Origin of the sequence: Paenibacillus pabuli NBRC 13638 (assembly GCF_001514495.1) — a bacterium.
Classification (GTDB): Bacteria; Bacillota; Bacilli; order Paenibacillales; family Paenibacillaceae; genus Paenibacillus; species Paenibacillus pabuli.
The window spans coordinates 1-14,910 of record NZ_BCNM01000017.1 but is presented as its reverse complement, the minus strand read 5'-3'; the positions used below and the strand labels follow the sequence as shown (position 1 = coordinate 14,910).

At 46.8% G+C, this 14,910-nt stretch carries 12 protein-coding genes and 1 pseudogene; 1 reads left to right on the top strand and 12 read right to left on the bottom strand.

Translation table 11 applies throughout. The features are described 5' to 3' along the window. Positions 1 to 114: 114 nt before the first annotated feature. The 8 genes from hslU to PPA03S_RS21495 all read right to left on the bottom strand — a co-directional run bounded on the left by hslU (position 115) and on the right by PPA03S_RS21495 (position 10,049). Positions 115 to 1,515, bottom strand: coding sequence for an ATP-dependent protease ATPase subunit HslU (hslU, locus tag PPA03S_RS21530; protein WP_062326043.1), 1,401 nt, complete (start codon positions 1,513 to 1,515; stop codon positions 115 to 117). Between the two features lie 138 nt (positions 1,516 to 1,653). Then, positions 1,654 to 2,196: an ATP-dependent protease subunit HslV gene (gene hslV, locus PPA03S_RS21525; protein ID WP_062326042.1), complete on the bottom strand. Its 543-nt coding sequence runs from the start codon at positions 2,194 to 2,196 to the stop codon at positions 1,654 to 1,656. Positions 2,197 to 2,223: 27 nt separating this feature from the next. Next, positions 2,224 to 3,558: an FADH(2)-oxidizing methylenetetrahydrofolate--tRNA-(uracil(54)-C(5))-methyltransferase TrmFO gene (trmFO, locus tag PPA03S_RS21520; RefSeq protein ID WP_062326041.1), complete on the bottom strand. Its 1,335-nt coding sequence runs from the start codon at positions 3,556 to 3,558 to the stop codon at positions 2,224 to 2,226. Positions 3,559 to 3,590: 32 nt separating this feature from the next. Further along, the gene (gene topA / locus PPA03S_RS21515) at positions 3,591 to 5,681 is read right to left on the bottom strand and encodes a type I DNA topoisomerase (protein ID WP_062326040.1); all 2,091 of its coding nucleotides are present in this window, start codon (positions 5,679 to 5,681) and stop codon (positions 3,591 to 3,593) included. Between the two features lie 120 nt (positions 5,682 to 5,801). Continuing rightward, a complete protein-coding gene (gene dprA, locus PPA03S_RS21510; RefSeq protein WP_062326039.1) occupies positions 5,802 to 6,932 on the bottom strand; it encodes a DNA-processing protein DprA in 1,131 nt (376 codons plus the stop codon). Between the two features lie 244 nt (positions 6,933 to 7,176). Continuing rightward, a complete protein-coding gene (gene sucD, locus PPA03S_RS21505) occupies positions 7,177 to 8,106 on the bottom strand; it encodes a succinate--CoA ligase subunit alpha (protein ID WP_024630202.1) in 930 nt (309 codons plus the stop codon). Between the two features lie 79 nt (positions 8,107 to 8,185). After that, positions 8,186 to 9,346, bottom strand: coding sequence for an ADP-forming succinate--CoA ligase subunit beta (sucC, locus tag PPA03S_RS21500; RefSeq protein WP_053783785.1), 1,161 nt, complete (start codon positions 9,344 to 9,346; stop codon positions 8,186 to 8,188). A gap of 247 nt (positions 9,347 to 9,593) precedes the next feature. After that, positions 9,594 to 10,049 (bottom strand): MarR family winged helix-turn-helix transcriptional regulator, encoded by a 456-nt coding sequence (locus PPA03S_RS21495; RefSeq protein WP_062326038.1) that lies wholly within the window; start codon positions 10,047 to 10,049, stop codon positions 9,594 to 9,596. A 525-nt stretch (positions 10,050 to 10,574) separates the two neighbouring features. Here PPA03S_RS21495 and PPA03S_RS21490 point away from each other — a divergent pair. Next, the gene (locus PPA03S_RS21490) at positions 10,575 to 12,179 is read left to right on the top strand and encodes a YifB family Mg chelatase-like AAA ATPase (RefSeq protein WP_062326037.1); all 1,605 of its coding nucleotides are present in this window, start codon (positions 10,575 to 10,577) and stop codon (positions 12,177 to 12,179) included. A gap of 226 nt (positions 12,180 to 12,405) precedes the next feature. Here PPA03S_RS21490 and PPA03S_RS21485 read toward each other — a convergent pair whose 3' ends face one another. The 4 genes and pseudogenes from PPA03S_RS21485 to PPA03S_RS33395 all read right to left on the bottom strand — a co-directional run. After that, entirely contained in the window at positions 12,406 to 12,957 is a 552-nt protein-coding gene (locus PPA03S_RS21485) for a nitroreductase family protein (protein ID WP_062326036.1), read from the bottom strand. 513 nt (positions 12,958 to 13,470) lie between these two features. Beyond that, positions 13,471 to 13,869 (bottom strand): YraN family protein, encoded by a 399-nt coding sequence (locus PPA03S_RS21480; RefSeq protein ID WP_062326035.1) that lies wholly within the window; start codon positions 13,867 to 13,869, stop codon positions 13,471 to 13,473. After that, complete coding sequence (locus PPA03S_RS21475; protein WP_062326034.1) at positions 13,863 to 14,171, bottom strand: EscU/YscU/HrcU family type III secretion system export apparatus switch protein; 309 nt, start codon at positions 14,169 to 14,171, stop codon at positions 13,863 to 13,865. The genes PPA03S_RS21480 and PPA03S_RS21475 overlap by 7 nt, the downstream gene beginning before the upstream one ends. Further along, positions 14,168 to 14,910 (bottom strand): annotated as a pseudogene (locus PPA03S_RS33395) (DNA ligase); the annotation flags it as partial. The pseudogene PPA03S_RS33395 and the gene PPA03S_RS21475, both read right to left, overlap by 4 nt.

Below are 14,910 nucleotides of genomic sequence, written 5' to 3'. Positions count from 1 at the left end.
ATTCCACAACGATGAGGATCGAATGTCCTTACCCGTGAAATTGCAAAATCTTCATCTATCCGTTGTATACCGTTATTCACATTCAACTGCGCTCAATAGAACAATAAATGTTAGTTACAAAATATATTGACTTAGATCCCGATCCAATGCAATATCATTCAATTTCTCACGTACATATTCCGGAGTGATTACCATGCGCTCCAGCGTTAGCTCCGGTGCCTCGAAGGATAAATCCTCAAGAAGTTTCTCTAGAATAGTATGCAGGCGACGTGCACCGATATTTTCGGTATTCTGATTCACTGACTCAGCGAGCTTGGCAATCTCACGAATAGCGTCATCCGAGAACTCAATCTCAATATTCTCTGTCCGCAGCAAATCCACATACTGCTTGGTTAACGCATTTTTAGGTTCTGTGAGGATCGAGACAAATTCATCAAGTGTCAGGCTGCTCAGTTCTACACGGATTGGGAAACGCCCCTGGAGCTCTGGAATGAGATCCGAGGGTTTTGCTACGTGAAAAGCTCCGGCCGCCATAAACAGGATATAATCCGTTTTGACAGGACCATACTTGGTCATTACCGTAGATCCTTCCACGATGGGCAGAATGTCACGTTGCACCCCTTCCCGTGATACATCGGGGCCGCTACCGCGTCCCTGACTGGCTACTTTATCAATTTCGTCAATGAATATGATACCTGTCTGTTCCGCCCGGCGGATGGACTCCTGCGTAACATCATCCATATCGATCAATTTTCCAGCTTCTTCCTGAATCAATACCTTGCGAGCTTCCTTAATGGCCAGTTTACGTTTTTTGGTTCGACGAGGCAATAAACTGCCAAACATCTCCTGCATGTTCATCCCCATCTGATCATTTCCCTGACCGGCGAACATGTCCATCATGTTTGGCGTCGTATCTTCCACATCAATCTCGATCACGTCATCTTCCAGCTTGCCAGATAACAGGTCGAATTTGATTTTGCGCCGCCGCTCAGCTACTCCCGTATCCGGTTCTTGCTCTTCAGTTTCTGGCGTGTTGTTGCCATTATTCCCAAAAATCATTTCGAACGGATTCCGTTGATTTTTGGATTTGGATGGTGAAGGGGCCAAAATATGTACGATCCGTTCATTGGCAGCCTCTTCCGCTTTGTCCTTGACCTTTTCTGTACGTTCCAGCTTGACCATCCGTAACGATGTTTCAATCAAATCACGAACCATCGATTCCACGTCTCGGCCAACATAACCCACTTCTGTGAACTTCGTAGCCTCTACCTTTACGAACGGAGCTCCTACCAACTTGGCCAGTCGGCGTGCAATCTCCGTTTTACCAACACCAGTAGGTCCAATCATCAGGATATTTTTAGGTACAATGTCATCTTGGGTATGTTCAGGCAAAAGGCTGCGGCGATAACGATTGCGAAGGGCAACTGCTACCGATTTTTTAGCCTTTTTTTGTCCTACAATATATTTATCAAGCTCTGCAACGATTTGTCTGGGTGTTAACGCTTGAGTATGCATATAGCTTCCCTCCTACCAGTATGCGAACTTTGTTTTAGAGATACCACTTTATAAAGGCTTACCTACAAGGACAAAGAATCTCCTCGAATGAACTGAGCTGACGTAATATCAGGCTCCATTACGGGAGATTGCTTTTGCTTACAACTCTTCAACAATAATGTTATTGTTGGTGTAGACGCATAACTCTGAGGCAATCTGAAGCGATTCACGAGCAATATCTTTCGCTTCCAGATTCACCGCATGACGTTTTAACGCACGCGCAGCGGATAAGGCAAAGTTTCCTCCCGATCCAATCGCGATAACGTCATCATCGGGCTCAATAATTTCGCCCCCACCCGAAATGAGCAACATTCCCGTTTTATCCATAACAATCAGGAGTGCCTCCAGTTTGCGCAAAATTCGATCCTGGCGCCAGTCCTTGGCAAGTTCTACAGCAGCACGCTGCAGATTACCATGGTGCTCCTCCAGCTTGCCTTCAAATTTCTCAAACAAGGTAATCGCATCCGCCACGGAACCAGCAAAACCAGCTACAACCTGACCACGATAGAGACGTCTTACCTTTTTGGCCGTATTTTTCATCACAACACTTTGCCCCATGGTCACCTGACCATCTCCGGCAATCGCTGCCTTGCCATTATGACGTACTGCACAGATTGTTGTAGCATGAAATGACATATCCATGTTATCACACTCCCCCCCACGAATAATTTATACGCGTTCCGGAACGGTTAGACCTTCTGCTGCAGCAAAACGGGCAATGCCATCCAGTGCACGCTTGGCAAGTGCTTCATTTTTTTCTTTTTTATTGCGTATTTTAGTTTCCAGCTTCGGCAGCAATCCAAAGTTTGCGTTCATTGGCTGGAAGTGTTTGAAATCAGCTGTTGTAATATATTGTGCCATACTACCCAGCGTGGTCTCCACCGGCAATACCACCAGTTCCTGTCCAAGCGCTGCTTTGGCCGCATTCATACCCGCGATTAAACCGGATGCAGCCGATTCCACATAACCTTCTACTCCAGTCATTTGACCTGCAAAGAACAGATTCGGACGCTCTTTGAACTGATATGTTGGACGTAGCAGTTTGGGAGAATTGATAAAAGTATTACGGTGCATTACGCCATAACGGACGAATTCCGCATTCTCAAGTCCAGGGATCAAAGAAAAGACACGCTTTTGTTCTCCCCATTTCAGATGTGTCTGGAATCCAACCAGATTGTACAGCGTTCCAGCTGCATTGTCCTGTCTAAGCTGCACAACAGCATGCGGAAGCTCTCCGGTATGCGGATTGACGAGACCTACAGGTTTCATCGGACCAAACAGTGCCGTTTGTTTGCCACGCTTCATCATGACTTCGATCGGCATACAGCCTTCAAAGTAAATTTCTTTCTCAAATTCTTTCAATTGAGCAACTTCAGCCGTAATCAATGCTTCATAAAACACATCGAATTCCTCTTCTGTCATCGGACAGTTCAGGTATGCTGCTTCGCCCTTGTCGTAACGTGAAGCAAGATAAACTTTATTCATATCAATGGAATCTTTTTCGATAATTGGTGCAGCTGCATCATAGAAGTAGAAGTATTCCTCACCCATAAGTGCCTTGATTTGCTCCGACAATGCCGGAGAAGTCAATGGGCCTGTTGCCACAACAACGATACCGTCTTCCGGAAGAGAAGTCAGCTCTTCATTGACCACTTCAATGAGGGGATGCTGATGAAGGGTGGATGTAATCTCACCTGAGAATCCGTCCCGGTCAACAGCAAGGGCTCCTCCTGCCGGAACGGCATGACGATCTGCAGCACCCAAGACCAGAGAATTAAGCATTCTCATTTCTTCTTTTAATACGCCCACTGCATTTGTCAAACCATTGGCACGAAGCGAGTTACTGCATACCAGTTCTGCAAATTTATCCGTATGGTGAGCCGGCGTTTTGACAACCGGTCTCATCTCATATAATTTTACACGTACGCCACGACTTGCAATCTGCCAAGCCGCTTCAGTTCCTGCCAACCCGGCACCAATAACGGTTACTTGTTGTTCATTCATTGAAATCATTTACCCCCATTATGCTAATCCATTCATTCTTCTTCCGGTTCCTCCACCGGCTCCTGATGATCACATGAAGTACACTGCAATCGCGTTCCCTGTTTGTTTCGTTTCTCGATCATTAGTGAACCGCAACTTGGACATGGTTTTGCTGAAGGTTTATCCCATGATACAAAATCACATTCAGGATACTTATCGCAACCGTAAAAAATACGTCCCTTTTTACTGCGGCGTTCAACAACATGACCTTCCTTACACTTCGGACAAGTTACGCCGATGTCCTTGATAATCGGTTTGGTATTCCGGCAATCCGGAAATCCGGAGCACGCGAGAAACTTGCCGAAACGACCCAGTTTATACACGAGCGGTTTACCGCACTTCTCACATATTTCATCCGAAACTTCATCTTCTATCTCAATTTCTTTCATTTCTTCTTCTGCAAACTCAAGCCGTTTCTCAAAAGACTCATAAAATTCTGCGAGTACCTTGACCCAATCCTCGGAACCTTCCTCCACATGGTCAAGATCACCTTCCATGTTTGCGGTGAATTCCACATTCAGGATCTCCGGGAAAAACTCTTCCATCTGCTCGATGACCAGTTCACCCAGCTCGGTTGGCATAAATTTTTTCTCTTCAATGGCAACATATCCGCGCTTCTGAATGGTCTCCAGCGTAGGCGCATATGTACTCGGACGCCCTATGCCCAGTTCCTCAAGCGTTTTAACTAACCTTGCTTCCGTATAACGTGGGGGCGGCTGTGTAAAGTGCTGTTTTGGCTCGATCTCCCGATTCTCCAGTACATCTCCACTTTTCAGCGGAGGCAGCAGGCGGTCTTCTTCCGTTGTTCCGTCATCATTACCTTCGACATATACCTTCATGAATCCCTGGAAACGAACCTTCGAACCCGCTGCCCGGAAAATTGTATCTCCTGCAGCAATGTCCACGGAGAGCGTATCCAGAACGGCAGATGACATCTGGCTCGCTATAAAACGTTCCCAAACCAGTTTGTACAACCGGAATTGATCGCGACTCATAAACGATTTGATGGAATCCGGATCACGTAAAATAGAAGTTGGACGAATCGCTTCATGCGCATCCTGAGCATTGGCTGCCTTTTTGGAATAGTTTCTAGGCGTCTCGGGAGCAAACGGCTCACCGTACTTGCCTATAATGTATTCCTTGGCTTCTTCCTGAGCTGATGCTGCAATCCGTGTGGAGTCTGTACGCATATACGTAATGAGACCCACTGTGCCTTCTTTTCCGAGGTCTACCCCTTCATACAGTTGTTGGGCAACAGACATCGTCTTGGAAGCTCTAAAATTCAATTTACGTGCGGCTTCCTGCTGCAGCGAACTCGTGGTGAACGGAGCAGAAGGGTTACGGCTGCGCTCCTTCTCTTTAACTTCCTTGACGGTGAACGAAGCGCCCTCGATCTGTTTCAGAATTGCCTGTACTTCTGCTTCACTGCCAAGTTCAGTTTTGGTACCGTTCAATTGATGGAACTTCGCTTCAAACGGATTTCCGTCTGCTGTCAGTTTAGCTGTAATGCTCCAGTACTCTTCCGGTTCAAAATCATTAATTTCATTTTCACGATCCAAAATGATTTTGACGGCTACGGACTGAACACGGCCAGCAGACAAACCTTTTTTGACTTTCTTCCATAATAATGGGCTTATTTTATAGCCTACAAGTCGATCGAGAATACGTCTTGCCTGCTGCGCGTTTACCAGATCCATATTAATCTTGCGCGGCGTTTTGAACGCATCCTTGACGGCCTGTTTCGTAATTTCATTAAATACGACCCGGCAGTCTGCTGTCTCATCCAGTTCAAGCGCATGGGCCAAATGCCATGCAATTGCCTCGCCTTCGCGATCCGGGTCAGCTGCGAGATACACTTTTTTTACTTTCTTTCGTGCATCCTTCAGTTCTTTTAAAATAGAACCTTTGCCGCGGATCGTAATATATTTCGGATTAAAATCATTCTCCACCTCAACGCCGATCTGACTCTTTGGCAAATCGCGCACATGTCCCATCGAAGCTTTTACGATGAACTTGCTGCCTAAATATTTGCCGATCGTCTTCGCCTTTGAGGGCGACTCCACGATTACGAGTGCATCCGCCATAGGTTCATCTCCTCTCAGTCATGAAACTGCTGCTTGTTTTTTTGTTTCATTCATCACTTAGCAGCAGGACTAACTTCCGCTAATAATCTATTTTCACATGCTGCCTTGAATGCAGCAGTGTCATACCCTCGCGTATTTGGTTCCAGGTAATTGGCTAATCTGCTTTTTTATGATTAAAGATAACAGAACTGAATGCAAATGTCCAAAATCCCAATCAAGCTGTTCAACGAGTTGATCCAGAGAATGCTCCTCCCGCTCCAGTAAATGAATAACACATCGTTCATCCGAAGATAGTTTTACCGCTGGAAATATTCCCTGTTTGGAAGTTTCACTACTTTGCGTCGAACGTCCTCTATTGTAAGGAAGTTGTTCCGTATTTGGCAAGTCCAATCGATACTCTTCTAATAAATCCGCGGCGCAAGTTACCAATTTCGCCCCCTGACGAATGAGGTTGTGTGCACCTCGACTCTTGGGAGATGTTATGGGACCAGGGACTGCAAATACATCTCTTCCTGCTTCAAGGGCAGCATCCGCAGTAATCAATGAGCCGCTTCGAATGTCAGCCTCAACAACCAACGTACCCAAGGTTAATCCCGCGATGATCCGATTACGCTCTGGAAACAAGCCCTGACGGGCACGTGTACCTGGGGGATATTCCGACAAGAGCAGACCTGTTTGGGCTATCCGTTCTGCGAGACTTGTATTTTCGGGAGGATAAATATTGTCAATGCCTGTTCCAAATACCGCAATGGTTCTGCCATTGGCACGCAACGCAGCCTCGTGACACCCGCTATCTATTCCTCTTGCAAGTCCACTCACAACCGTCAGCCCAGCCTGGCATAATTGCTCCGCCAGTTTTTCACCAATTTTACGTCCGTACACGGTAGGCATGCGGGTCCCTACCATTGCAATGGATTGGCTGTGCAGCAAATTCAGATCGCCGCGCCCGTACATTACCCAAGGTGGTTGAACGGTTTCCTTCATTAATATGGGATAGTTATGGTCCAGATAAGTAATAACCTCAATACCCTGTTTGTACAAACATTCTTGTCTCTGTTCAATCCAGTCCGCATTAAACTGCTTCGCTAATCGCACTGCCTGATCCTTACGCAGACCCGCCGCTGTCCAGTCCCCTTCTTCATAGCTCATTAGTTCCGCCAGTTGATGATTTCCTGAAAGTAACTTGGAGATTGTTTTCTTACCTACGCCCTCTGTCTCATGTAAACCAATCAAAATCCATCTTTCTTCCATATCCATAACCTCCCGAAGCGGGAAGAAAATCTTCCCTCATATTGTGTGGTAAGTGACAACGGAATGCAAGCGTTTACTTTGTAGGAGGATCATTCTTCTCATTTACCACCTGTAAAAAAACGCAAAAAAGCAACCCTTCGCCCTGTTATGGACAAAAGGTTGCTTACCTTTTCCGTATCAACAATAGTCGGTTCCCAGACAGCTTAGCTCTCTGAACCGTTTCTTCTATTATAACGGAAAAGAATTAATGTGTCGTGCACAAATTCAGAATTCCGCGTTCTTCAAGTACACTCACAAGCGTTGAGCCCATTTCGGCCGGTGTTGGAGCAACTTTGATTCCGCAAGATTCAAGTTTTGCAATTTTTTCTTTGGCAGTACCTTTACCACCAGAGATAATAGCACCCGCATGACCCATGCGTTTACCTGGAGGCGCCGTAACACCACCGATAAAGCCTACTACGGGCTTGGTCATATTATCCCGTACCCACTCCGCAGCATCTTCTTCAGCCGTACCGCCAATTTCACCGATCATGATGACGGCATGCGTCTGTGGATCTTCATTGAACCGTTTCAGAATATCAATGAACTCGGAGCCTTTAACCGGGTCGCCCCCGATTCCCACAGCAGAAGATTGTCCAATTCCACGCGCAGACAATTGATGAACAGCTTCATACGTGAGCGTTCCACTTCGGGAAACCACACCAACGTGGCCAGGCATATGAATATAACCCGGCATGATGCCGATTTTGCATTCACCTGGTGTAATAACGCCGGGACAGTTAGGCCCGATCAGAACGGTATCTTTGCCTTCCATGAAACGGTCAACCTTGACCATATCAAGTACCGGGATACCTTCGGTAATACAGATCACGAGATCCAGCTCTGCGTCAACAGCTTCCATGATGGAATCCGCCGCAAACGCCGGAGGAACGTAGATGACGCTCGCTGTTGCGCCAGTAGCTTCCTTCGCTTCCTGTACCGTATTGAACACTGGGAGACTGACGACTTTGCCATCTTCCAGTGTAATATCCACATTGGTTCCGCCTTTACCCGGTGTAACGCCGCCTACCATCTGGGTTCCGTAATCCAATGCGCCCTTCGTGTGGAACATTCCCGTTGAACCCGTAATGCCTTGCGTAATGACTTTTGTATTTTTATCAATCAAAATACTCACGTTGCTTCACATCCTTACGGTTATTTTTCAAGTGCCGGACAGCTCCGGAACTAAGGCAGCAATTTGCCCAGGAATGAACTTATTTTACGAGGGCAACAATTTTCTGTGCACCATCGGCCATGGAATCAGCAGGAACGATATTCAGGCCGGATTCACCCAATATGCGTTTACCAAGCTCCACGTTAGTTCCTTCAAGACGAACAACCAGCGGCTTAGTCAGGCCAAGCTGCTTCGCGGCTTCAACAACACCATTGGCAATGACATCACAACGCATAATGCCGCCAAAAATGTTAACGAAGATACCCGCTACTTTGGCGTCGGACAGAATAATTTTGAAAGCTTCAGTTACTTTCTCCGTCGTTGCACCGCCCCCAACGTCAAGGAAGTTGGCCGGGTCGCCACCATAGTATTTGATGATATCCATCGTCGCCATCGCAAGTCCCGCACCATTGACCATACAGCCGATGTTGCCATCAAGTGCTATGTAGCTGAGGTCGTATTTGGAAGCTTCGATTTCTTTTTCGTCTTCTTCATCCAGGTCGCGCAGTTCCAGAATGTCTTTGTGACGGAACAAGGCGTTGGAATCAAAATTCAATTTGGCATCCAAAGCGATAACGTTTCCATCTCCGGTAACAACGAGTGGATTGATCTCGGCAATGGAGCAATCTTTTTCGACAAATGCTTTGTACAAAGCAAGCATAAACTTAACCGCTTTGTTCACGAGTTCATTCGGAATACGAATGCTGTACGCCAGTTTACGCGCTTGGAACACTTGCAATCCAATTGCAGGGTCAATAATTTCTTTAAAAATTTTCTCTGGTGTAGCTTCTGCTACTTCTTCGATCTCGGTGCCGCCTTCTTCGGAAGCCATCATAACGACACGGCCTGTGGCACGATCCACTACAACACCCACATAGTACTCTTTGCGAATATCGCATCCTTCTTCAATCAGAAGACGCTTCACTTCTTTACCCTCTGGTCCAGTCTGGTGTGTCACCAGTACTTTTCCCAAAATTTCGGATGCGTAAGCACGAACCTCGTCGATACTTTTCGCTACTTTCACGCCGCCGGCTTTCCCCCGGCCTCCCGCATGAATTTGCGCTTTGACTACAGTCACCGGACTGCCCAGTGCCTCTGCGGCCGCAACCGCTTCATCGACTGTATAAGCAACCTTTCCATTTGGAACGGTGACTCCATACTGTTTCAGTACTTCTTTTCCTTGATATTCATGGATATTCATTCTCGAATCCTCCTATCAACATGACTGCAACAAGGCGGGTTGGTAGACTAACAAAAGACAAATGTTGACTATTTTCACTTAAACCCAATTCATTGTAACACGTTTTTAAAACGCTTTCCTTAAAAAAGTAATGGTTAATAGACAGTATTTTGATATGAGTATGATCCCATATTGTGAATGCTTGGATATAATTGGAAAAAACCCTAGCTAAATAGCCAAGGTTTCTTGTGTATAATGCGATACCGATTTATTTTCTGGATTCTTTGGTATTGGTCTCATGAACCTTTTTCAAAAGGTCCTTAAACTGGCCCAGTAAAGACTCAAACTCTGCGCTGTTCAGGCACGCATCATCCTGAATCGCTGCAGGGATGGACAGGGCTTTATTACGTAGTTCCCGCCCGGATTCAGTGAGAGTAATCAATACTTTTCGTTCATCCTGGGCTGAGCGTTCGCGATGAATATGCCCTGCTGATTGCAATCGTTTCAGAAGCGGCGTTAAAGTTCCCGAATCGAGATATAACGCTTCTCCGATTTCCTTAACCGTACATTCTTCACGTTCCCACAACACCATTAAGACCAGGTACTGGGAATACGTTACGCCGAGCACCTCAAGATAGGGCTGATACATCTTCGTAATTTCACGTGAACAAGCGTATATGGCAAAGCATAATTGGTTATCCAGCTTCAAACTGTCAGTCTGCATATGATTGTCTCACCTACCTATTTATACATTCAATTCCTAATAAAAAGGTTTTCACCCCTGTTTTGCCGTTAGATTATGCGTATTATTAGGAACTCTCCATCTATCTTATCACAAATTAGAAAAAAAACAGAATAATTGAGCACAAATCATTTTACTTTTCTATTTAATAGTGTTAAATTTAATTTTATAAAATATAATAGCGAACTAAATATAATGTAATCATAAGACTACGCTGCAAAAAAAGTTTGATACGGTGGAACAGATCACCGAGCGTTTACATACTCCCCCACTACAGCTTGATATTGATTTGAAGCAGAACTATTGTCTAATTCTACGGAAACTTCATTTAATGCGATAATTTGAAACAATTCAGGAATCAGGTGAGATACACAGCAGCTAGACAAGGACGGGTTGACGCCCTGATTCCTTTTATATACAATCTTGTTAGAAGATGAGGAAGCACCTTAATTCGTAAACTGACCCGTATAATGCGCGTCAAGGACGAAGTGAGGTGTTTCTTTTCGTATGTATGGAAAGCTGCATAGTGCCTGTTTGTATGGCATTGATGGCGTTTTGATTGAAGTGGAAACAGATTTGTCGAACGGTCTACCCCAGACGTCTATTATCGGATTGCCGGATTCAGCTATTCGTGAAGCGGTTGAACGCGTTCGTGCTGCTATTAAAAACTGTGGCTACCAGTACCCGTTACAGCGAATTACGATTAACCTGGCCCCTGCTGATCTGCGTAAGGAAGGCTCTTCTTTTGATCTTGCCATTGCTATTGGCTTACTTACAACAAGTGCCCAGCTGGTACTTCCTGTGCAGGAACGAACATTGGTGCTGGGAGAGTTGGCATTGGACGGTTCCGTGAGATCCGTGCCTGGCATTTTATCCATGGTCGATTTGGCAAAACGGCAAGGCTTTACCTCTGTTCTTCTGCCTGCGGATAATCTGGAAGAGGCTTCGCTAATTCGGGGCATTCAGGTATATGGCATTCGTCATTTGCACGATATCGTACCTGAACAGGAAACGAATTCAAAGAACAAGGAAGGACTACTGCAGAATAGGGGGCCTGTTGTTTTAAAAGATTACGCTCATCTGTCTGCTCTAAATCCCAATTCCGGTAAAATGGTGCACTCTGAACGCCCAATACGCTCTTCATTCCTGGACGATGATTATAGTGATGTTTTGGGACAGCATCATGTGAAACGGGCACTCATGATTGCCGCAGCGGGCATGCATAATATTTTGCTCGTCGGACCACCAGGAACAGGGAAAACCATGTTAATTAAACGGCTTCCTACGATTCTCCCACCCTTGTCCGAAGAGGAAGCGTTGGAAGTAACCAAAGTGCTAAGTGCCGCAGGCAAGCTCAAGGAAACATCTAATGGTCTCATCGCAGACAGACCTTTTCGCTCTCCACACCATACGATATCCACATCAGGTCTCATTGGAGGTGGTGGAATCCCCAAACCAGGTGAAGTAAGCCTTGCTCACCGAGGCATATTGTTTCTAGATGAGCTGCCAGAGTTTCAGCGGCAAGTCCTAGAAGTGTTGAGACAGCCATTGGAGGATCGCAAAGTCACCATTAGCCGGGCGAGAGCCGCATTCACTTTTCCTGCCCAGTTTATGCTTGCATGCTCGATGAACCCCTGTCCCTGTGGCTATTCGTCTGCCCAATCGGAGGAGCAGCGCTGTATATGCAGTCCTGCCCGCGTGGCCGCGTACCGCGCCAAAATTTCTGGACCTTTGCTGGATCGCATCGACCTTCAGGTCGAAGTTCCATCCCCAGGTGAGTGGCGTAAGGCTGGCGCTTCTCCTTCATCTGCAGAAATGCAGGCCAAAGTCATTCATGCTCACCACATTCAGGCTGCACGATATGCAAATAGTTCAGTTCGCTGGAATAGCCAGCTATCTGGAACCCTTCTGCGTCGAACAATCCGTCTGCCTGAAGAAGCAGACCAGCTGCTCCAGCAGACACTGCAAGCACTGAACCTGAGCATGCGTGCACATGATCGAATTATTAAGATGGCCCAGACAATTGCCGATCTGGATAATGAAGGGGTAATATTGACAGCCCATGTGGCTGAGGCGATACAGTATCGTCAACTGGATTTGAATTTATTTTGAGAGAGGGTCATCAAGTAAATAAAGGCTATAAGGTGAAATACGTGCCTTCGCCATTCAGCATCATGAAAGGTACAAGCGAGATATCTGTAGATTTCAAATTTCATGGTTAAATAGATTTACAAATCAAATACCCCTGCATATACATCCTCTTTATAAAAGAAGAGGCATACGTGCAGGGGCTTTGCATAGAGCAACACGTTCGAATGAATAGCGAACAAGAAATCAATTATTCAAATATGGTCAGCTTATCCTTGGCTGGTGTACGCTCTTTGGCGGAAGGAATTACATCTGGATACCCCATGTAGACCATTCCTATAATTTTTTCCCCAGCCTGAATGCCCAGAGATTTACGGAATTTCGGTGCATACAAGAAAGGCTTGGTTACCCAGAACGTGCCGATGTCTTCACTCCATGCCGCGAGCAGGAAGTTCTGTACCATTGCACTTGCTGCTGCAAAATCCTCATCCCAAATATTTTGGCGCGGATCTTCTTCCATCACTACAAGCATAACGGTAGGGACCTGCTTGATATTTGCCGAGAACTTGTTATCCTCACCCATCTCTGCATCAATGGCGTCTGCCAGCTTGTTCAGTCCGAGTCCGCTAAACAACAAAAACCGCCACGGCTCACGCAATTTGTGATTAGGTGCCCATACGGCCGTGTCCAGCAAATCAATAATTTGTTGTGTAGGAACAGCTTCTTTTTTAAACTTTTTGACGGTACGACGATTTTGAATGGCCGCTCTTACGGCATTAACCGTTTGTGTGGATTTACTCATGACCATGCCTCCCAGGTTATACAAAGATTATCCATGACCGCATATAGAACCTGCGATGTGAATCAACTCATTTATGAAATATCAATGATGCAAACAAAACTGGATTACCCTCTTGATTATACACTGATCGGTTCATCGGATTCAAAGGAATGCCCGCAAAAGGAATCTTTGACGTAGGTGGATGCCTATAAATATACAGTTACGATAGGGATTTTATTTTTTATAGGATTCATATTCTATCTCCATGTACGAGTAAATCATATATGTTTCCTAGGTCGTCCCTCAAACCTCGGTCCGGAAACCAAAGCATGACGTGACGTGTCCGTAGCAAGTAAGTGTGACACAGCCAAAGCGGGTTCTCTCAGCAGTTTGTAGCGTTTTCCCAACAAAAATCAGGAAATAACATGCCTGGTGTTTCTCTTCCGAACACAAAAGAACCACAAGAAATGTACTTAGACAAGTATCCTTCCTGTGGCTCTGTCGTTCCTCCCCTAAATACTTAATGAGAGGGACTCAAAAGGCATTAATAATATGATCAAGCGAGACAGTATCCCCTGCATTGTCCAGCATGACAGCAATCACATCGAAACGGATCTGGTGATTTGTCTCTCCCATCATTTGCAAATATACAGATGCGGTTGCGCGTACCTGCTGCATTTTACGGATATCCACCGACTCCTGGGGTGTTCCATACTGCCCAGTTCCGCTTCTACTCCGGACTTCAATAAAAATGATCATGCCTTCACGGGAAGCAATGATATCAATCTCTCCGCTTCGGCAGCGCCAGTTGCGTTTCACAATACGATAATCCTGCTCCCGTAACCAGTGACAGGCAGCCTCTTCACCCAATCGTCCCTTTTGCTGACGTGTCAGTTTTGAAGCTGGACCCTGTTCTGATCTGCGCTCTACCATGATTCATCTTCCTCTCGTCCAGCAGCCAGACGGTCAGCACGATAAATGTAGGTTAACACTTCAGCCACCAGCTGATACAGCTCCGATGGAATCTGTTCGTCCAAATCGAGCTTGGATAACACTTCGACAAGTGCAGCATCCTCCTGAACAGGCACACCATTTTCTTTGGCTTTATCCAGAATAGCCTCTGCTACTTTGCCGCGGCCTTTCGCTACGACAACCGGCGCTTCACTCTCACCAGGGACGTATTTTAAGGCAACAGCCTTTTTGGACACCAGGTCCGGTTGCGAATCCTCTTTCATACCCGCATGTCCACCCCTTTGTAACGTTCAGGACTGTAGTCCGAGGCAGTCATTTTCCGTTCAGCTCCCGGTTCCTGGCCAACAGGCCATGGTTCCGCCTTGAAGGTCAGCAACTGGTAGCCCAACTTGTCCAGCGCTTGATGAATTTCTTCACGTCCACTCTCCAGGAGCGGTCCCATTCCTTCGCGGTCATTCAGCACGCGCAGACTGACGATATTATTAACCACATGCACATCCACTAGCGTTGGACCAAGACTTTTCATATCCAGATCAAACCACAAACGACAGTTGGAGGCATCCAATTCACCACGTTGTCCCCGGCGGGACTGAATCTGGACGGAAGCCGTCTCTTCTCCGTCAGGTCCCGTAATCGGGATAAACCAGTGCATCTGAGCAAAGGTGGCACTGCGGTCGGTTGTCAGCAATAACTGCTGACCTGTCAGAAATTGCACGGCCTGCCCGGCGGCATCCTTGAGCGCCGCCGGTGCACCATCGCTGCTGGCAAGCTGCAGCAGCAAGCCCTTGAGCGTGTCCGCGGTTCCCGGACCCGCCACATCCCCCACGCGCGCCTGCGCAGCCGCGCCGTGCACCGCCTGCTGCTCGTGCTCCGCACCGAGCAGCTTCAGCACGCGCCCCACCCACGGGTCCCCCTCGTGGGGGACAGGCGCGTGCACCGCCGCAGCACCTGCAGGAGCTGCGGCACTACCGCCAGCCGGCAGCGCATCCGCGCCGGCTGGCA

Coding starts and splice junctions, on each gene's coding strand:
- hslU (WP_062326043.1), bottom strand. CDS start 1,515: ATGCATACTCAAGCGTTAACACCCAGACAAATCGTTGCAGAGCTTGAT.
- hslV (WP_062326042.1), bottom strand. CDS start 2,196: ATGGATATGTCATTTCATGCTACAACAATCTGTGCAGTACGTCATAAT.
- trmFO (WP_062326041.1), bottom strand. CDS start 3,558: ATGAATGAACAACAAGTAACCGTTATTGGTGCCGGGTTGGCAGGAACT.
- topA (WP_062326040.1), bottom strand. CDS start 5,681: ATGGCGGATGCACTCGTAATCGTGGAGTCGCCCTCAAAGGCGAAGACG.
- dprA (WP_062326039.1), bottom strand. CDS start 6,932: ATGGAAGAAAGATGGATTTTGATTGGTTTACATGAGACAGAGGGCGTA.
- sucC (WP_053783785.1), bottom strand. CDS start 9,346: ATGAATATCCATGAATATCAAGGAAAAGAAGTACTGAAACAGTATGGA.
- PPA03S_RS21495 (WP_062326038.1), bottom strand. CDS start 10,049: ATGCAGACTGACAGTTTGAAGCTGGATAACCAATTATGCTTTGCCATA.
- PPA03S_RS21490 (WP_062326037.1), top strand. CDS start 10,575: ATGTATGGAAAGCTGCATAGTGCCTGTTTGTATGGCATTGATGGCGTT.
- PPA03S_RS21485 (WP_062326036.1), bottom strand. CDS start 12,957: ATGAGTAAATCCACACAAACGGTTAATGCCGTAAGAGCGGCCATTCAA.
- PPA03S_RS21480 (WP_062326035.1), bottom strand. CDS start 13,869: ATGGTAGAGCGCAGATCAGAACAGGGTCCAGCTTCAAAACTGACACGT.
- PPA03S_RS21475 (WP_062326034.1), bottom strand. CDS start 14,171: ATGAAAGAGGATTCGCAACCGGACCTGGTGTCCAAAAAGGCTGTTGCC.